This is a genomic window from Chryseobacterium sp. G0162 (assembly GCF_003815715.1).
In the GTDB taxonomy this organism is placed as follows: Bacteria; Bacteroidota; Bacteroidia; order Flavobacteriales; family Weeksellaceae; genus Chryseobacterium.
In genome coordinates, this window is the sequence record NZ_CP033922.1 from 537,918 (window position 1) to 556,223 (window position 18,306).

Below are 18,306 nucleotides of genomic sequence, written 5' to 3' on the forward strand. Positions count from 1 at the left end.
AGGCTCATCCTCTACATACCATAAAAAGCATCTTCCTTACATTCAGGGCAAATCTGTGTCGCCATAAATAGAGTAATCTACTCTTCCCTGTTTACCAGTTCCATAGAAAATGCAGGCAGACAGATGGCAAGATATTCACAAGGTTCTGAAAATGGATTACTGTAACGAATTCTGGCTCCTTTTTCAATAAGGATACTGCTTCCTTTTTCAAGAACTACAATTTCGCCATCAATTTCAAACTGCTTCTTCCCTGAGATGATGTACGTAAATTCATCAAATTCCGGAGTCTGATGCGGCTCACTCCAATCCGGAGGAGCTACCATATGGGCAATGGAAACATTAGCATTTCCTGTAGAGTTCCCCCAATGTTCTTCAATCAGTTTTCCATCTGTAGTAGGTACTACAAATGGAGATTGCTGGATTTTATATTTTTTCATACCCAATCTTCTTTTTTGATCTCGTATACAAAATTGGTTCTTGTAGGTTCTGCAAAATAAGCGACTTCTTCTTCCGCTATTTTTATCCCGCCAAGTTTTTCCAATGCTTTCTGTGAACGGAAATTTTCTTTTCCGATATGGAAATGAACTTTATCTACATATTGGAAGATATAATCCAACATCAGCTTCTTAACTTTAGGATTAATCCCTTTTCCCCAGGATTTTGTCCCATAGAAAGTATAACCGATAAAAATATGGTTGTCATCTTCATCAAAATTATAATAACGGCTGCTTCCCAGGACATCTCCGGTTGCTTTTTCAACAATTTTAAAAGCCCCATTACTTTCTATGGCTCCTCTAAAGAAGTTTTCAAAAACTTCTCTTTGATAACGGTCTTTGTTAGGGTGCTGTTCCCATACTTTCGGGTCCGAAGCTACTTCATATAAAGATTCAAAATCCCCTTGCTGTAAGGGGATTAATTGAAATTCTTCATTCTCTAAAACAGACTGAACAGAAAAATTCATGTTTATCCTTTTTTGTTAGAGTCTGATTCTATTCTCTGGATTTCTTTTAACTTATCAGAAATCTTGATTACAGTATCTAATTTTGCTGGTTTCAATGGAATTTCAGCCTGATTCATATCCCATTTGATGACAAGGTTTCCTGAGTTTTCATCTGTTGGGTTCAGGGTAATTTCAAACCATTCCTGCTTGTCGGCCAATTTGTTTACCGGTACAGTAACATCTACTACGTCCTGTTTAGGATCATAAGTATAAGCACCCCATTGCTGGAAATCTTTATTCAAAATTACTTTCCATTCTTTTTCTGTAGGAACAATGAATAATCCGTAAGTTCCAGCCGGAACATTTTTACCACCAAAATTAACGGTCTGTCCGAATGTAATTTTTGTAGATGAGTTAGCTCCTGCTCTCCAAATCTGACCATAAGGAACCAATTCGCCAAAGATCTTGCGACCTTTCACTCCGGGTCTTCCGTAATCAACTGATATTTTGGACATTGAAAACTGCTGCTCTACCTTCTGGCGCGGACTTGCTGCCGGTACGGAATAATCCTGTGCTAAAGCAAATCCTGAAACTGAAATACAAACTGCTATTAATAACTTTTTCACGTGTAAATTTTTGTTTAAAATTACAAAAATCAAAACAAAATAACTTTCTCCAGCTCCAATAATTTTTGTTTTCTCCAGATTCCGCCACCATACCCTGTTAGCTGCCCATTGCTGCCAATCACTCTGTGACAGGGAATCAGAATAGATATTTTATTTAAGCCATTGGCATTGGCTACAGCGCGAACCGATTTAGGATTTCCGAGAATATCAGCCTGCTCCTGATAACTTCGGGTTACTCCATAAGGAATTTGCTGTAAAATTTCCCAAACCTGTTTCTGAAAAGCAGTTCCTACAGGGGAAAGAGGAACGGTAAATTCAGTCCTTTTACCTTCAAAATATTCGGAGAGTTCTTCCTCCAGCTTTATAAAATGAGAATTTTCACCCTGTACAATATTGGCCTTAAAATGTTTTGAAATATTCTTCAGTTCCGTGGGCAGTGCTTTTCTGTCAGAAAACTCCAAAAGGCAAATTCCCTGCTCATCGGCACAGGCTACCATAGTTCCCAGCATCGTTTCAATTCTTTTCAGATCAATGATCTTTTCGTTTTTGTTATGGCTGGGTGATACTCCAAAAATATTTTTAAAACTTTCATTAAAACCACTCAAACTTTCATACCCTGAGTCGAAAGCAACTTCAGTAACCAGCTCTCCCTGTTGAAGCTTTTTAAATGCAGTATTCAGCTTAGACATTCTCTGGAAAGCATGAAATGTCACTCCATGATATTTCAGAAACCATCGTCGGACCGTTGCCGGTTCCAATCCTCTTTTTACCAGATCAAAATCTTTTAATTTTAAAGAAGGATCATCAGAAATTTCCTGTAAAAGTTCTTTAACATACAAAGGAGTCACATTTAACATTTCCAAAGGTTTACAAACCTTGCAGGGACGGTATCCTTTCAATAGAGCCTCTTTTGTATGGGAAAAAAATTCTACGTTTTCAAATTTCGGTTTGCGGGCAGTACAGGTTGGCCGACAGAAAATTCCGGTGGTCTTTACTCCCATCCAGAATATGCCTTCAAACGTAGAGTCTTTACGAAATGAAGCTTCATACATTATTTTTTCTGTAAGTTCCATAATCAGATGAAAAGTGCTGAAAAGCTTTTGTTATTAATAATTGTATCACTGATTTTTTCCAGTTCATGATAAATATGCCTGTTTGAAAAGGCTCCTGAAGTAATTCTTTTTACTCCTGCTCTTTTTAACGTCTCAAAATCCGGAAGGTCAGGCATAGCCATTACATTAACCGGAAGTGTTGTTGCATTAATCACTGTTTTAATATCAGCTTCTTGGGTCATACCTGGAATAAATACTCCGTCAATAGCAAGTTTTTCAAATAGCGTGACTCTTAATAAAGTTTCTTCTAATGCATTTTCCATTCTTAATAAAAAAGGATCGATTCTTACATTGATAAAAATTTCACTTCTTCTCTTTTTCAGCATTGACAGAATATTGCTTAATTTTTCAAAATATACATCTCTGTCTAAAAGCTTTCTCTCGCCGTCATTAATATATGAATCTTCCAAATTGATCCCAACTACACCTATTTCCAAGAGGTTGATAATATGGGATGCGATTATTTGAGGAGAACTTCCATAACCTCCTTCCAGATCTACAGATAATGGGATGGAAACGGATTCTTTTATTCTTTTAATGATATAAAAATACTCTTCGAAACTCATCTGTTCTCCATCTTCATATCCTAAACTCATTGCTACAGCTGAGCTTGAAGTGGCCAGTGCTTTATACCCTAAATTTTCATATACTTTTGCGCTCTGCACATTCCACACGTTACCTAATAATAAAGGTTCTTCTTCGTGATGTAGATTTTTGAAACCGATCATAATATTTTTTATTCAAAAATAGGAAGATAGCTCAGGCGGCTGCAACCGAAAAATGAACAAGTATTTTAGAAAAAAAGCTAAGAAAGCCAAATGCTTTTCGAGGTGATTAATAATTAAAATTCAACAGATAATTCCGGAGGTTTATGTACTATATTTTACAATAAATCTATTGAACAGCTTATAGAGTTTGCCGTCTCCGTCTTCCCTCTCCCATTCATTTAAAACAAAATAGCCTTTTCCAGTTCCAGCAATTTTTGTTTTCTCCAGATTCCACCTGCATACCCTACCAGCTCCCCATTGGAACCAATCACACGGTGACACGGGATTAAAATCGCAATTTTATTGATCCCATTAGCTGTTCCTACGGCACGTATAGCTTTTGGGTTTCCCAGAAATTCGGACTGTTGTTTATACGTTCTGGTCTCTCCCATTGGAATTTCCCTGAGCAATTGCCATACTTTTTCCTGAAATTCAGTACCTGTGGTGAATAAAGGAACTTCAAACTTAGATCTTTTTCCTTCAAAATATTCCTTTAGTTCTTCTTCCAATTGCTGAAAATGAAGATGATCTTTTTCTACAATTTCGGCTTTCAGTGTTGTTGATAATGCTTTCAGCTGTTTTTCAAAATTTTTTCTGTCTGTAAATTCCAGCAGGCAGACTCCCTGATCTGTTGCGCAGGCAATCATCTCTCCCAACGGAGTCTGTATTGTTTTTTGATGTATGAATTCCATTAGTTTAAAAGTACTGTTTTTCTGGAATTCATACCTCATCTTTTATATATTCCTTAAAACTCTTTCTGCCTGAGCTATATGTCTGGCATTATGATAGATCACAAAACGGAAAGTATCTCCCAATTTCAAGGTTATTAATTTTGAAATACTGATCGCTGTTTTTGTTTTTTCCAGATTGATAGTGCTTGCTTTGTCCAATAGATCAAGTAATTGTTCTTGTTGTTTTATGAATTCATTCACCACCTCTTTATTCAATTGGCTGTGAATGGGGTTCATCGCCTTAAGGGTGTTCATCTTATTGAGTTTATCTTTGGGAAGCATACTTTTAGCAAAATAGTTCCCAAGAATTCCTGGTTTAAAATCAGATTTTGAGCTTGTTTTTGAAGAAGAAATCCTATGGGAAATTTCAGGGATATAAAAGGTTCCGTAGCGGTTGAGATGTTCAAGACATTCCAGTACACTCCAGCTATCAGTATCCATTCTGAAATTCAGATCATTGTCTGACTTCAACAAAAGAGTTTCAGCACATTGTAAATGTTGTCCGGTTCTGTCTTTTAACTCCTCTAATAAAGTTATGGTTGAAATTTTCATTATTGCTTTTTTGCAAATTTCCGGATTGGTTTATTCTTAAATATTGATTGAACTCAAGATTTTTTAAGCCTGGATAACGTTTCAGGTGACATTCTGAGATAATTGGCAATATATTTATTGGGTACTTCCTGAAATAACTTCGGACTCCGTTTTAATACTCTTTCAAAACGTTCACTGGGAGCATTAATTAATAAGTCTTTTTCTCTTTCCAGCTGTTGCAATACAAGATCCTCCAAAACACTCATCCAAAATTCCATATGCTCTTCCCTAGAATGAATAAATTCATAGAAATCCTTTTTTGAAGCCACTTTTACAATAGTCTTCTTAATCGCCTGAATATAAAGCTCCGATGGTTTCCCGGAAAGAAAAGAGTCCAGAGAAACAATAATATTTCCTGTATATCCGAAACGGATAATCCTTTCTTCATTGTCATCCGTCATGAAGATCCTCACACTCCCCTTTTCTATAAAATAAATCTGGGTATCTGTACTTCCCGAGATCTTCAGAAACTCATTCCGTTTAAATTCCTTATGCTCCCAATGAATTCCGCTTTGAAGTAATTTTTCAACCATTTCATTTTAGTATTTGGTGTTCCAAAGATAATGGGTAATTTTAAAGGTTTAAACACCATCACGAATAATGCTCAAAAAAACAAGTTTCTTATTGCTTTTTTCCGCTGGATTTTTTAACATGAAAACTCAGCCAATCATTCCTTACCAGAATATAAAGCATCATAACATTGTAAAAAGATTTGAACATATATTATTCTGAAACTGACTATAAATTCTAAACTTTCTTAATAATGAAGATTAATACAGCCTTAGTGCTTTTATGCTCACAACTGATAATAATCAGCTGTAAAAAGGACGATAAGAAACCGGCCCAGAATCAACCAACTATCGTAAAAGATTCTGTAAAAACGGCCACAACAGAAGAGGAAATAGATTTTAAGAATTTTCATATTTTCAACGTTTCTACCATGCAGCGAAAGGATCTTATGGATACCTTTATCTCAGTTTCTGACATTTATAATGAGAAGAATGCTGTTCCGATGGATATTCTAAAAAAACAAAAGGAGCTTCCCTTTGAAAAGATCTCTTATATTGAACTGGATGGTACCTACAGAAAAAAAATGCTGGATGGCATTCACATTACTGAAAATGATTCACTGTACCTTTATAACTACGAAACCAATAAGCTGCAAAAAATTCCTGTCAATAAATTAAAGGCAATAGCTTATCTCTCTCCTTACACTGTAGAAGGAGATGAAGTGGATTCGGATTCTTATATGATGGGATTTCAGGTTGACACTCAAAAAGGCACTGATATTTTTGATAAGTATATGAATGTGATTGCCTATTTCGGAAGCAAAAGTCCATTTGTAGAAAATCAAATGAAGATGATTAAATGGGAGAAAGCGGGTCCTGATATTCAGAAAAAATATTTTCCGGGTTCAACCCTTAAATACGGTGGTACTTATCAATATAAATATGGAAACCTTACCTATTATGTGCAGGATCTTCTTGAAGAATATGGTACTGAGGAACGTAAATTAGTGGTCATCAATGACCATAATGAAAAAATATTTGAGAAAACATTTACCATTGAGGATGGTGCAGAGTTTAATCCTCTGGAAAAAACAGGAAGTGAGGAAACCAATTATTATGCCCAGTGGACCGGTATTCTTTTTAAAGGAAAAGCACCTGTGGTTTTTAATTTTACTGCACCTTCTTTCGGATGCCCTGTCATTACATTTCTAGATAAAGAAAAAACCGAGCTTAGCATTAATTGCGATAACAGACATTAATCCCAGGGAAATCTATTAACGATGTATAAAAATAAAAATGGGGTACATTGAATTTAAATCAATCTACCCCATATTTCATCCTATATACAGTATATTTCAATTATTTAACCTTAGGATAAAGTTTGTTTTTAAGGTTCATAAAATAAGTTTCAGATTCTTTGAAATCATTACTTTTCATAAATTTAAGAACTACATTCAGATAGGATTCTGAAGGTTTGAATTCTGCCCCCATTTTTTCAGAGAATGTTTTATATTCAGTTTCCAATAAAGATGGATTCTTAGCAATCTGCTTAATATCTGTTCTGAAACCTTTGAATATAAATTTTAAAGCTTCATAATTTCCAGGATAAGAAACGGTTCCATGTGTTTCGCCTTCAAAAAAACGGTGTTTGTAGTTCAGAGTCCCATTTTTCTCTACGATCCCTTTAAACTTCTCAATGGCTTGTGTCATATCAGAATTCCAGTTTTTCTGCTGTTCTTCATTATCAGCCTGAGAAACGTATAAAGATTTGTGAGTAGGAAACTTTTTATTTTTTTCCAGATAATTTTGTGTTCTTGAAATCGTTACTTCATTATCCCACCATAAACTCGGATCATTGGCTACAAATGCATTGAAATATTCCGGATGGGTAAGAAAAGTATTGATAGCAAACAAGCCGCCAAATGAATGTCCCACCAAAACAGAATACTCCTGTGTTCTGTAGTTTTTACTGATGAAAGGCTTCAGTTCGTTCTGCATGAATTTTACAAAGTTTTCGCTTCCGCCACTGTCCGCAAAAAGCGTTACTGTAGGATTTACCGGACTTTTCTTTTGTGATTTTGTAGGGGTAAGATCTCTTGTGCGTTCTGTATTTTTAATTCCCACAACAATACATTCCGGAATATCAGCATAAGGAGTTCTCGCGATAAAATCCGTTAATCCCGTATAGTATTCAAAGTTAATTTCACCGTCTAAAAGATAGATAACCGGATATTTTGCCGGATTGATGGTGGTATCCATGTATGTTTTAGGCAGATGAACCCAGATTTCCCTGTTCTCATTCAAAACCTTCGAAAATAAAGTCTGCTTCTCTCCTATTATAAGCTTTTCCTGAGCTTTTCCCAATGTGAAAAATGAAAATACAAATAGATATAAAATTTTAAACCAATTGTTCATGATGTGATTCTTTTCTGTGTTGATGAATATTTTTAACTTCTTTTCCTTTTTTTCCTGATTTATTTCTTCTTCCCCACCAGATTAAAAATCCGGTAACCGGAAGGCTGGTACAGATAATCCCGATAACGAATGTGAAGATTTTCCCGAACATTCCCCCCCAATATCCTACATGCAGATCAAAATTCATATGCTCAATCACTTCATGCATCAGAACTTCTTTTGGGTAATTAATTTCGTCTCCAGTATACTTATTGACTTCTTTACTTTTCCCGTCTACAATACTTTTTAAGCCTATAAATTTAGCAGCTACCACATTGTAAACGGTGGAAGAATCCTTACGGGGTACACTCATTCTGACTTGCTTTGCCTGGGGAATTTCTTTCAAACTTCTGTCAATAAAATCAGTGAAAGACAATGCTTTTTTATCAGGATCAAATTTCGGCTCATACTTTTCTGCAATCTTGTGAGCATCAGCAACTCCTCCAAAGGCAGCCTGGGTAAGATCTGTCAAAATTTTATAAGCCATAATCAGCCCTGTAATTGTAATAAAAACTGCTGGTAACAGAGAATAAAATCCGAAAACATTATGGAAATCGTAATTCTTTCTGCGCCATTTTGTACCTGATTTAATCTTAAATGCGGTTGTTCTTGTTGTTTTGTTCCATTTTTTTGGCCACCAAAGAATCAGTCCACCGATCAATTGAATAAAAAATATAATAGAAGCTACTCCTACTACTGTTTTTCCGAATTTACCTGCTAATAGTTGGGCATGAATATGAGCTACCACATAGAAAAACTCATAACTTTTTGTAGAGCCCATTACTTTTCCGGTGTAAGGATCAAGATAATGATAAGCAAAAACACCTCTCGGGCCCCGTCCTTTCCCTTTGGGTTTCTCCGCTTTTTCAGCATTTTTATCTTTAGGAGGTTTCGTAGCAGAGGCTACGCGGAATGTTCGGTCTGCTTCCCTGTAAGTATCAAAGTAAAAAGCTTTTCTGTCCGGAACCTGTTCATGAAATTTAACCAGTAATTCTTCCGGTGTCATTTTTTTTGCATTCACTGGAGCCTGAACATATTTGGCACTTCCTGCACAAAGGTCAACAATCTCATCACAAAAGACGAAAACCGTTCCGGAAAGCGTAACGGTAAGTACAATAATCCCGGAAACAAGTCCGAGCCAGAGATGGAGCCATCCTGTAATTCTTTTGGTCAGGGATTTTCCCTGTTTTTTCTTGGAGTTCGTTTTTTTATTTTCCATATCTAAAAAGGTTGCCTTTGGAGTATCATTGTTGGAAAACGCAAGGCGCAAAGATTTTATCTCTCGCAGATTTCACAGATTACGCTAATGATTGAAAATCAATATCATAACCTATTTAAATTTGTAAAAATCAATATACCGATGGACTATTTTGCTGCTGAAAATCTTTGTTCTTTTAACGCCGTTGCGTTATTCCAATCAACTTTAAGTTTGAGACAACTTGTTTTTGTTTTTAAAAAAGATTAGAATTTAAATGCAAAATTGGCCAGGAATTCTCTTGGTTTTTGTGGTTGTCCGTAGAAGTTCCAGTACATTTGGTTCAAAGCATTGTTCATCTTCAGACCGATTCTGTATTTTTTCTTATCATAGAAAACTGTGGCTCCTACTGTCGTATAGGACGGTGCAAGGAAATGGTTTGTGATATTGATATACGTTTTATCTACAAAATTGAATCCTGCCCCGAAGCCAAGACCTTCATAGGTTCCATCCATTATTTTATAACTTGTCCATAGATTTGCCACATGTTTAGGCGCCCATGCCACTCTCTTTCCTGCATCTTTACTTCTGTCATCATAGCGGTTATCATTAAATCCATATCCTCCTACGATGTTCCATCCTTTTACCGGATTGATTACGATATCTACTTCAAGCCCCTGGTTTTTAATATTACCGTCCTGTCTGCTTCCCAAACCTCCCGGATCTAAAATGACTCTATTTTTAACTCTCATGTTATAATAAGAAATGGTTGATAATAATTTTTTACCAAACAGATCTAATTTGAATCCGGCCTCAAACTGATTCCCCTGTTCCGGATCCCATTTGGTAAGAACACCATCCTGATTAGGTCCTGGAGCAATATTTTTAAATCCGTTCACATAGTTGGCAAAGAATGAAATTTCATCTTTTTTAATTTCATACACTAAACCAAATTTTGGAGAGAATTGAGTCTGGCTATATCCTTCGGTTCCGGCTACTCCATTTCTTTTAATATCTTCATTTTTGTAATGATCCATTCTTAAACTTGCCATTACAAGAAAATTATCTGTAACATTTAACACATTAGAAACATAGGCACTGTATGTACTGTATTGAGAAATTTCATATTTCGTAGCGGTTCTTGGTAGTTTTTTCACCACATCACGGGAAATAGGAGTCCAATCGGAAGTAGCATTCAATGCAACAATATCATTTCCTTTTTCAGTACCGTAATTTTCTCCAATTACTCCATTCAGAGGATAAGGAGCAAAAGCTGAGTTTGTATTTTTACCTACTGTAAATACCGGATATTGATTTTTGCTGGTCTGCTGGAAATAATCTAACCCTACTACCAAACGGTTTCTTAAGCCTCCGATTTTAAAATCACCAATAAAATTCTGCTGAATATTATCTGTGGTAATCTTATAATTGTCAAACGGTCGGATACTTCTGCTCACCCTGTTATTATCCATATAGTTTAAGACCAAAAAGATAGATTCTTTCTCATTAGCTTCTCCTCTTTGGTAAGATGTTCTGGAAGTCCATTGGTCGTTAAATTTATGCGTAACTTCAGCCATCGTCACAAAATTGGTTCTTTTTGAGCCCACATCATTACTGGTAAATGATCTGCCATGAATTGCAGAAAGATCTTTCATTGAGTGAAGGGTCAGTTTTTCAGATTGTCTCACGTAGGCATTCAATGTTTTCTCCGGTGCATGGAATTCTGTATCTAAGGTTACTGTAGTTTTATCACTTACCTTGTATAGGATACTTCCTGAAAAGAATACTCCTTTATTATATCCTGCATCCTGAAAAGAATCCTGTGAATAACCGGCTACGTTGAATCTTGCCAATGCTGTTTTTTCTTTATTCAAAGGAGTATTCACATCTGCTGTGATTCTGTTCATTCCCCAGCTTCCAGTGGTATAGTTAATAATTCCACCAAAGTTTTCCTGTGGTTTTTTGGTCACTATATTCACAACTCCGCCATAATTGGCCAAAGTTCCTCCAAATAAGGTTCCTGATGGTCCTTTGATGACCTCTACTCTTTCAATATTCGCTATTTCCGACTGTACTCTTGGGTTTTGGATTAATCCATTTCTGAAACTGGCATTCGAGCTGAATCCTCTCAGAAAAATGTCATTTCCACTGTCGTTAACACTATTGCTTACCACCACTCCCGGAGCAGATGCCATAGCTGTATTAAAATCTGTAGCATTCATCTCACTGATAATCTCTTTAGGAACAAGATTGTAAACCGTTGGATTTTCAAGGTTCTCCAATGGAAGTCTTGCTACTGATTCGGATTTTTTGGTTCTGTAATTGTGGGTTCCCTGAAGGGAAACGGACTGGATTTCGGCTACTTTAAGGGTATCACTTTCCTGTGCACTTAACATGGTGACTGCTAATAATGATGCAGAAATAATAGTTTTTTTCATTTTTATAATTAAGCTTAGTGCCGCAAAATTACTTTATTTTTATTAATTCTAAATAAAAATATGACACAAATCATAAAATTGAAATTTTGGCAAAGGCCATCAATAAAGGGTTTCCGGAAAACCGAAAACCCTTTATTTCAATACTGCATACATTCAGCATTGTATGTATATAAATATTTTAACTAAAAATTTCTGTACTTTTATACCACAACCATCATAGACATATAGTAATTGGCGCAGTGTAATGAGGTCAGTAGAAGTATTTCCTTATTCGGATACTGTTCAAAGTCACCACAAGTACTAATCTGGTATTCATAATTCAGAAGATTCCATTTAAATTGAGGCTTCATCACCAAGAGTTCCATCCCTACTTTATCGGTAAGCACAAATGAATCTTTGAAAATTCCACGATGCTTGCACACAAAACTTTCTTTTATCCCATCAAAATAGGTCTGCACTATGATTTCCCCATTCCAGTTCATTCTGAATTTCAAAAGAACCTTTTCATTATCTTTCAATTCAATGGTTGTTCCCCAAAAACCTTTAGGCTCAATCTGATAACTTTGATGGTCGGCCAACTCAATCACAGCATTAAAATTAAACCAACTTTTATAGGTAATTTTCCCTGTCAATTTATCATTATGGGTAAGTTCAAAAGATAAAGAATCGTTGGATTTTGCGTAATATTCTGCCATGGTTGTTATATAGTTTGGTGAAATTCGATCAATTTATCATAAAGATTGAATAACGTATTTATGATCCCCTAATTTACAACCTCTTACATAAATCAGCAAAAAAAAATTCAATAGGTTTACCTGTACAATTAATTCTCCCCAAACCAGTATTTCCATTTTTCAGTATCAATTCCAAATTTACCTTGCCACCAACGGGCAGGATACCCCACATCATCATTCCTAATCAGCCTATGCTCTCTTTCCGGATAAGTAATATACTGGTCTGCATACCCAAAATGCTCATCATCATGCAAAACACCAATAACTCCCAAAATTTCCAACACAGCTACTCTTTCCCCATCATTTGATTTGAATGTTTTGGAAATTCGTTTTTTAAGTTGAGAAACTCTATCGCCAGGTTCTGAAGTTTCAATAATCGTTTTCAATTCTTTTAGTATCTTGTCATCATTCTCACAAGGCTTCACTAGAGGGAGTTTTGGAAATTGTTCCAGATCAAATAAGATTTGGATTAAATTATCAAAACAAGAACCATCTTTATATTTAAAATAATTAATCGTATTAAATTCAATCGGTTCTTCGAATTCGTATGTATGAAGTTCACAGACGGCACAGATGCCTTCATTCGGAGCCGGACTCGGTGTAAAACTATGCTCCGCTAATGATTTTGCAATACAATAACTTGACAAAAAAGAACGATATTCTAATTGTCTTGTACTTAAACTGTAAAGAAAAGCGTTTACAACATCCTGTTTTTCAATCTTAGTTACAGCAGCCTTAATTCTTCTGCAAATTTCATCATGATTGATATTTTCCTGTTCATACATTACACCATGTTTCTTAGCGTACTCAAAGTTTTCTCTGGTAATATACTGCATATAATGATCCCAGTAAAACCAGTCACTTAAGCTTTCATCCTGAGCAGTTTTTATGGTTTTGAGTAGAATTTTTATTGCTTTTTCGTCCATCTGTTATTGATCATAATGTTACCTATTTTGTTCACCCCCGAAGCAATAAATAGTCAAGCTACTATTGATTATTTTGTCTTCAAATATATTCCGTCAATAGTGGCATTCATTCCGAATTGTCCGCTGCATACTCCCTGAGTATACTGAACGACAGCAAATCCTTTGTAAAACCTGACTCTAAATTCACAATCATCGGCATCTGTCAGTTTGTAGGTAAAATTGGTTGTTTTCAGACTGATGGTGTCATCGTCTATTTGTGCAAGATTTCTTGCCGGTTCTCCGGTAACGGATGTTATTCCAAAAACAGCTTTTGAATCTGGTAATCTCTTAATTTCCAAATCTCCCTGATATCCTGCTTCACTATATTGATAATGATAACGTCCGAACAGATCTTCAACTTTTGTTTCTATTCTTTTTGAAACAAGAGCAGTATCCTTCTTCATAAGGGTAAGAGTAAGCTCCTTTCTTGTTTTCGGTGAAAACCAACTTCCTTTGAAACCACTTTCCGTTGGCTTTCCGGTAATGACACCAGTTATATTTCCCGATTTTTCAAATTCTAAAATCCTGTAATTATTATCACTATCAATGGTTCCTACAAGTGTTATTGGTAATTTGTTTTTAGTATTCAGATAGGTAATTTCACCAACAATTACATTTCCATCAATCTGGTAATGCATAAACACAGGAGTTTTCCCATCCAAAAATCCTTTCCAGGATATTTCTTTCTCTCCCTGACTTTTTTCTGATGCCAAAGTGACTGATTCTTTAGGAATCACAGGATTGGAAGTCTTCTCTTTTTGCTCAGACTTATTACAGGAAACAATCGTCAATAACGGAATGTAAACTAAATATTTGTATTTCATTTTGGGTGTATTATAAAGTGGTTTTCAAAACTATGGATTATTGTTGATAAAAGAGTTCCGATTTATAAACCTAACAGGTTTCTAAAACCTGTTAGGTTTATTATTAAGTGTTAATAATAAATTATATCTCATAAAATGCTTATTCAATTTTATAAACATAATCTTTACTAATAAACTTAGTTTTATTCTTCAATTCTTCGGGGCTAAAGGCTTTTCCATCAATCTCAACACTTTTAATCATATATCTCCATCTTCCGTTATGGCTTTGGTCAATTCTTGTTGTCGAATTTGGTGGAACTTCCAAAACAATAGCAGAATCTTTCACTTCTATCTTTTCAAGAGACTTCAGGTTTTTGATTTTTCGAAAAGCTTTAGAAGATAATATTTCATTTTCATAATTAAACTCAAAGCTGTCAGGATCATTGGCAATTGCTTTTGAGACTAGGTAATTATAATTGATCTTTATTATTTTCTTAGTTCCAGTCAGGTTTTGAATATAAAAATCTGTTATCCAGGAACATCCCCAAAATAAAAATAAAAATAACCCTACTAATAATACTCTAATCATTACATTTATATTCATACTATTTACTCCATTGGCTTTACATTATACGTTTTCATTGCACTATTTACCTGAGATTGTTCCGTAATATCATTATACAAAAAGTAACTCGGAGCCTGTATTGTTTCTACTTTAGTCACTGATATTTCTATGACAGCCTTGATAGGATATTGATCTGTAAACAAATTGATGAGAGGTTGTACTGCATGTTCAAAAATTTCATCCCCTTTTTCGATAATGGTTGCCAGACCTTTTAGTTTAAATCCTTTCTGTACGAATATATCCACAAAACTGACACAAACATTCGGGTTCTCTTTAATATTATTTACACTGTTGGGTGAAGCGAGATGAGCAATTAAAAATGTTGTATCATCTTTGTAGGTAAATATTTCTTTGGGGGAAACATTGGGTTCATTATTCCTGTCAGAAGTTGCCAGCCAGCATAAGACACTTTTATCAATATAATTTTTTACTTCTTCTGTTAACATCTTTATTCATGGTATAGGTTATACAATTCTACAATATTTTAAATGTACAACAGAATTTCTTGCGTAGCAAAATCTATTTATATTATCTTATTTATAATTCATCCAATAAAAAATCCCGCAAGAAAACTTACGGGATTTGAAATATCTATTTTTCGAAATTACATGGTCTCCATTTTGAAGCTCATGCTTTCAATTACTTTCAAGATGGCTTCTACTGTGTCCATTGAAGTTAAACAAGGAACACCATTTTCCACACTCATTCTTCTGATCTGGAATCCGTCTCTTTCTGCTTGTTTTCCTTTTGTAGTGGTATTTACCACATACTGAACTTTTCCTTTCTGGATCAGGTCGATCAGATTTACGCTTTCTTCTCCTATTTTGTATCCTATTTTGCAAGGAATTCCTTTTTCTTCGAAGAATTTCGCTGTACCTTCCGTAGCCCAGATTCTGAAACCTACTTCATGGAATCTTGCTGCCAAATCAGCTGCTTCTTCTTTGTGCTTATCAGCTACAGTAAATAAGATAGAACCGTGCATAGGAACTTTTCTTCCTGCTGCAACCAATCCTTTGTAAAGGGCTTTCTCTAAAGTAGTATCTTTCCCCATAACCTCTCCTGTAGACTTCATTTCAGGGCCTAAAGAGATGTCAACCTTTGTCAGTTTTGAGAAAGAGAATACCGGTACTTTTACAAAAACTCCTTCTTTATTCGGAACCAACCCGTTTTTGTAACCAAGATCCGTTAATTTCTGTCCTAAGATCGCTTTCGTTGCAAGGTTAGCCATTGGAACTTCTGTGATTTTAGATAAGAAAGGAACTGTTCTTGAAGAACGTGGGTTTACTTCGATCACATATACGTTTCCTTCGAAAAGAACGTACTGGATGTTCATTAATCCAATCACTTTCAGTCCTTTTGCCAGTCTTTGAGTATAGTCTACTAAAGTATCGATTTCACTCTGAGAAATATTCTGTGGCGGATATACTGCGATAGAGTCTCCGGAGTGAACCCCTGCTCTTTCAATGTGCTCCATAATTCCTGGAATTACCACTGTTTCACCGTCACAAATTGCATCTACTTCAATCTCTTTTCCTACCATGTATTTGTCTACCAAAACAGGGTGTTCAGGGCTTGCGTCTACTGCGTGCTCCATATAATGAGCCAATTCTGCTTCTGCGTATACAATTTCCATTGCTCTACCTCCAAGAACATAACTTGGACGCACCAATACCGGGTAACCGATTTCGTTAGCAATTTTAATGGCTTCTTCTTTCGAAGTGGAAGTTCTTCCTTTTGGCTGAGGAATTCCCATCTCTTGAAGTGCTTTTTCAAATTTATCTCTGTTTTCAGCTCTGTCAAGGTCTTCTAATGAAGTTCCTAAGATCTGTACTCCGTGAGAAGCTAATTTATCTGCAAGGTTGATCGCTGTCTGTCCTCCGAACTGAACCACCACTCCTTTAGGTTTTTCAAGATCGATGATGTTCATTACATCTTCTTCGGTCAATGGTTCGAAGTATAATTTATCCGAGATCGAGAAGTCTGTAGAAACAGTTTCAGGGTTGTTGTTGATAATGATCGCTTCATACCCCATTTCCTTGATTGCCCATACTGAGTGTACCGTTGCGTAGTCGAATTCAACTCCCTGTCCGATTCTGATAGGTCCTGAACCTAACACGATGATTTTTTCTTTATCAGAAACTACACTTTCGTTTTCTTCTTCGTAAGTTCCGTAGAAATATGGTGTTTCACTTTCAAACTCAGCAGCACAAGTGTCTACCATTTTGTACACCGGCATTACCCCGTTTTCTTTTCTGAAGTTGAATACCTCACGTTCTTTTACATCCCAAAGAACCGCGATGTTGATATCTGCAAAACCTAATCTCTTAGCTTCAATTAAGGTTTCTTTATCAAATTTGTTAGCTGCGATTACCTTTTCGAAATCAACAAGCTTTTTAAGTTTCCAGATGAAGAATTTATCAATTTTGCTCCATTCTACGATTTGTTCCCAGTCGTATCCTCTTCTTAAAGCATCTCCGATAATGAATAATCTCTCATCATCACACACTCTGATTCTTCTCTCGATTTCTTCAGCAGTAAGTGCCTGAGCTTGCTTTGTTTTTAATCCAAGATGCTTGATTCCTGTTTCTAATGAACGGATTGCTTTCTGTAAAGATTCCTCAAGGTTTCTTCCAATCGCCATTACTTCCCCAGTCGCTTTCATCTGAGTAGAAAGTCTTCTGTCTGCTGTTTCGAATTTATCGAATGGGAATCTTGGGAATTTAGTCACCACATAATCAAGAGCAGGTTCGAAACATGCGTATGTTTTTCCTGTTACCGGATTCATGATTTCATCCAGTGTTAATCCTACTGCAATTTTCGCAGCGATTTTTGCAATCGGATATCCTGTAGCTTTACTTGCTAAAGCTGATGAACGGGATACTCTAGGGTTTACCTCGATGATATAGTAATCAAATGAATGTGGATCTAATGCTAACTGTACGTTACATCCGCCTTCAATTCCTAAAGCTCTGATGATTTTTAGTGAGGCATTTCTCAGTAACTGATATTCTCTGTCTGAAAGGGTCTGAGAAGGTGCTACTACGATAGAGTCTCCTGTGTGAACTCCTACCGGGTCAATATTTTCCATGTTACAAACCACAATCGCATTGTCATTTGCATCACGCATTACTTCGTACTCAATTTCTTTGAAACCTGCAATTGATTTCTCAATAAGACATTGTGTAACCGGACTGTGTTTTAGTCCCAGTTCAGCAATTTCTTTTAATTCTGCTTCAGTGGAAGCGATACCTCCACCTGTTCCACCCATTGTAAAGGCAGGACGAACAATTACAGGATATCCGATTGCATCTGCGAAAGCTAGTGCTCCTTCTACCGTGTTTACGATATCAGATTCCGGAACCGGCTCATTCAACTCTCTCATCAACTCACGGAAAAGGTCTCTGTCTTCTGCTCTGTTGATCGCTGAAAGCTTAGTTCCCAATACTTCCACTTTGCATTCTTCAAGAATTCCCGATTTTTCAAGCTCTACCGCCATGTTAAGACCAGTTTGACCTCCAAGCGTTGGTAGTAATGCATCAGGACGCTCTTTTCTGATGATATGACTTACAAACTGTAATGAAATCGGCTCGATATATACTTTATCAGCTATTTCTACATCTGTCATGATCGTTGCAGGGTTTGAGTTAATCAAAATTACCTTGTAGCCTTCTTCTTTCAAAGACAGACAAGCCTGCGTTCCTGCGTAATCAAATTCAGCTGCCTGTCCGATGATGATAGGTCCTGAACCGATTACTAAAATTGTTTTTATATCTGTACGTTTTGCCATTTTTCTTTTTTTTAGATACAAGATGTTAG

The 18,306-nt window shown here is 36.0% G+C and carries 18 protein-coding genes; 1 reads left to right on the plus strand and 17 read right to left on the minus strand.

Features of this window, described 5'->3' with window-relative positions; genetic code table 11:
- Positions 1 to 77: 77 nt before the first annotated feature.
- The 8 genes from EG344_RS02590 to EG344_RS02625 all read right to left on the minus strand — a co-directional run bounded on the left by EG344_RS02590 (position 78) and on the right by EG344_RS02625 (position 5,300).
- Positions 78 to 437, minus strand: a complete 360-nt coding sequence (locus tag EG344_RS02590; RefSeq protein WP_123860246.1) for a cupin domain-containing protein — start codon at positions 435 to 437, stop codon at positions 78 to 80.
- Positions 434 to 961, minus strand: a complete 528-nt coding sequence (locus tag EG344_RS02595) for a GNAT family N-acetyltransferase (RefSeq protein ID WP_123908147.1) — start codon at positions 959 to 961, stop codon at positions 434 to 436. Before EG344_RS02595 ends, EG344_RS02590 begins: the two co-directional genes overlap by 4 nt.
- Before the next feature lie 2 nt (positions 962 to 963).
- Positions 964 to 1,566 carry a DUF2911 domain-containing protein gene (locus EG344_RS02600; protein WP_123908148.1) on the minus strand — a complete coding sequence of 201 codons (603 nt, stop codon included), beginning with the start codon at positions 1,564 to 1,566 and terminating at the stop codon, positions 964 to 966.
- 29 nt (positions 1,567 to 1,595) lie between these two features.
- Positions 1,596 to 2,639 carry a bifunctional transcriptional activator/DNA repair enzyme AdaA gene (locus EG344_RS24420; protein ID WP_123908149.1) on the minus strand — a complete coding sequence of 348 codons (1,044 nt, stop codon included), beginning with the start codon at positions 2,637 to 2,639 and terminating at the stop codon, positions 1,596 to 1,598.
- A 2-nt stretch (positions 2,640 to 2,641) separates the two neighbouring features.
- A complete protein-coding gene (locus tag EG344_RS02610) occupies positions 2,642 to 3,406 on the minus strand; it encodes an isocitrate lyase/phosphoenolpyruvate mutase family protein (protein WP_123908150.1) in 765 nt (254 codons plus the stop codon).
- Positions 3,407 to 3,624: 218 nt separating this feature from the next.
- Positions 3,625 to 4,137: a methylated-DNA--[protein]-cysteine S-methyltransferase gene (locus EG344_RS02615; protein ID WP_123908151.1), complete on the minus strand. Its 513-nt coding sequence runs from the start codon at positions 4,135 to 4,137 to the stop codon at positions 3,625 to 3,627.
- A 42-nt stretch (positions 4,138 to 4,179) separates the two neighbouring features.
- The gene (locus EG344_RS02620; RefSeq protein WP_123908152.1) at positions 4,180 to 4,728 is read right to left on the minus strand and encodes a DinB family protein; all 549 of its coding nucleotides are present in this window, start codon (positions 4,726 to 4,728) and stop codon (positions 4,180 to 4,182) included.
- Between the two features lie 53 nt (positions 4,729 to 4,781).
- A complete protein-coding gene (locus tag EG344_RS02625) occupies positions 4,782 to 5,300 on the minus strand; it encodes a Crp/Fnr family transcriptional regulator (protein WP_123908153.1) in 519 nt (172 codons plus the stop codon).
- Between the two features lie 230 nt (positions 5,301 to 5,530).
- Here EG344_RS02625 and EG344_RS02630 point away from each other — a divergent pair, with 230 nt between their 5' ends.
- Positions 5,531 to 6,535, plus strand: coding sequence for a hypothetical protein (locus EG344_RS02630; RefSeq protein ID WP_123908154.1), 1,005 nt, complete (start codon positions 5,531 to 5,533; stop codon positions 6,533 to 6,535).
- Positions 6,536 to 6,635: 100 nt separating this feature from the next.
- On the opposite strand, the gene EG344_RS02635 is transcribed toward EG344_RS02630, so the two are convergent.
- The 9 genes from EG344_RS02635 to carB form a co-directional block, all read right to left on the minus strand.
- The gene (locus EG344_RS02635; protein WP_123908155.1) at positions 6,636 to 7,691 is read right to left on the minus strand and encodes an alpha/beta hydrolase; all 1,056 of its coding nucleotides are present in this window, start codon (positions 7,689 to 7,691) and stop codon (positions 6,636 to 6,638) included.
- Positions 7,675 to 8,949: a PepSY-associated TM helix domain-containing protein gene (locus EG344_RS02640; RefSeq protein WP_123908156.1), complete on the minus strand. Its 1,275-nt coding sequence runs from the start codon at positions 8,947 to 8,949 to the stop codon at positions 7,675 to 7,677. Before EG344_RS02640 ends, EG344_RS02635 begins: the two co-directional genes overlap by 17 nt.
- A 242-nt stretch (positions 8,950 to 9,191) precedes the next feature.
- Positions 9,192 to 11,363, minus strand: coding sequence for a TonB-dependent siderophore receptor (locus EG344_RS02645; RefSeq protein ID WP_123908157.1), 2,172 nt, complete (start codon positions 11,361 to 11,363; stop codon positions 9,192 to 9,194).
- Positions 11,364 to 11,563: 200 nt separating this feature from the next.
- Entirely contained in the window at positions 11,564 to 12,058 is a 495-nt protein-coding gene (locus EG344_RS02650) for a hypothetical protein (RefSeq protein ID WP_123908158.1), read from the minus strand.
- A gap of 128 nt (positions 12,059 to 12,186) precedes the next feature.
- Positions 12,187 to 13,023, minus strand: coding sequence for a hypothetical protein (locus EG344_RS02655; protein WP_123908159.1), 837 nt, complete (start codon positions 13,021 to 13,023; stop codon positions 12,187 to 12,189).
- Between the two features lie 68 nt (positions 13,024 to 13,091).
- Positions 13,092 to 13,886, minus strand: a complete 795-nt coding sequence (locus tag EG344_RS02660; protein WP_123908160.1) for a hypothetical protein — start codon at positions 13,884 to 13,886, stop codon at positions 13,092 to 13,094.
- Positions 13,887 to 14,025: 139 nt separating this feature from the next.
- Positions 14,026 to 14,454 (minus strand): hypothetical protein, encoded by a 429-nt coding sequence (locus EG344_RS02665; protein WP_123908161.1) that lies wholly within the window; start codon positions 14,452 to 14,454, stop codon positions 14,026 to 14,028.
- 20 nt (positions 14,455 to 14,474) lie between these two features.
- Complete coding sequence (locus EG344_RS02670) at positions 14,475 to 14,936, minus strand: pyridoxamine 5'-phosphate oxidase family protein (RefSeq protein ID WP_123908162.1); 462 nt, start codon at positions 14,934 to 14,936, stop codon at positions 14,475 to 14,477.
- 158 nt (positions 14,937 to 15,094) lie between these two features.
- Positions 15,095 to 18,277 (minus strand): carbamoyl-phosphate synthase large subunit, encoded by a 3,183-nt coding sequence (gene carB / locus EG344_RS02675; RefSeq protein WP_123908163.1) that lies wholly within the window; start codon positions 18,275 to 18,277, stop codon positions 15,095 to 15,097.
- Between the last annotated feature and the right edge of the window lie 29 nt (positions 18,278 to 18,306).

Bases quoted from the DNA above. Each gene is read 5' to 3' on its own strand.
- EG344_RS02590 (WP_123860246.1), bottom strand. From the start codon at position 437: ATGAAAAAATATAAAATCCAGCAATCTCCATTTGTAGTACCTACTACA.
- EG344_RS02595 (WP_123908147.1), bottom strand. From the start codon at position 961: ATGAATTTTTCTGTTCAGTCTGTTTTAGAGAATGAAGAATTTCAATTA.
- EG344_RS24420 (WP_123908149.1), bottom strand. From the start codon at position 2,639: ATGGAACTTACAGAAAAAATAATGTATGAAGCTTCATTTCGTAAAGAC.
- EG344_RS02610 (WP_123908150.1), bottom strand. From the start codon at position 3,406: ATGATCGGTTTCAAAAATCTACATCACGAAGAAGAACCTTTATTATTA.
- EG344_RS02615 (WP_123908151.1), bottom strand. From the start codon at position 4,137: ATGGAATTCATACATCAAAAAACAATACAGACTCCGTTGGGAGAGATG.
- EG344_RS02620 (WP_123908152.1), bottom strand. From the start codon at position 4,728: ATGAAAATTTCAACCATAACTTTATTAGAGGAGTTAAAAGACAGAACC.
- EG344_RS02625 (WP_123908153.1), bottom strand. From the start codon at position 5,300: ATGGTTGAAAAATTACTTCAAAGCGGAATTCATTGGGAGCATAAGGAA.
- EG344_RS02630 (WP_123908154.1), top strand. From the start codon at position 5,531: ATGAAGATTAATACAGCCTTAGTGCTTTTATGCTCACAACTGATAATA.
- EG344_RS02635 (WP_123908155.1), bottom strand. From the start codon at position 7,691: ATGAACAATTGGTTTAAAATTTTATATCTATTTGTATTTTCATTTTTC.
- EG344_RS02640 (WP_123908156.1), bottom strand. From the start codon at position 8,949: ATGGAAAATAAAAAAACGAACTCCAAGAAAAAACAGGGAAAATCCCTG.
- EG344_RS02645 (WP_123908157.1), bottom strand. From the start codon at position 11,363: ATGAAAAAAACTATTATTTCTGCATCATTATTAGCAGTCACCATGTTA.
- EG344_RS02650 (WP_123908158.1), bottom strand. From the start codon at position 12,058: ATGGCAGAATATTACGCAAAATCCAACGATTCTTTATCTTTTGAACTT.
- EG344_RS02655 (WP_123908159.1), bottom strand. From the start codon at position 13,023: ATGGACGAAAAAGCAATAAAAATTCTACTCAAAACCATAAAAACTGCT.
- EG344_RS02660 (WP_123908160.1), bottom strand. From the start codon at position 13,886: ATGAAATACAAATATTTAGTTTACATTCCGTTATTGACGATTGTTTCC.
- EG344_RS02665 (WP_123908161.1), bottom strand. From the start codon at position 14,454: ATGATTAGAGTATTATTAGTAGGGTTATTTTTATTTTTATTTTGGGGA.
- EG344_RS02670 (WP_123908162.1), bottom strand. From the start codon at position 14,936: ATGTTAACAGAAGAAGTAAAAAATTATATTGATAAAAGTGTCTTATGC.
- carB (WP_123908163.1), bottom strand. From the start codon at position 18,277: ATGGCAAAACGTACAGATATAAAAACAATTTTAGTAATCGGTTCAGGA.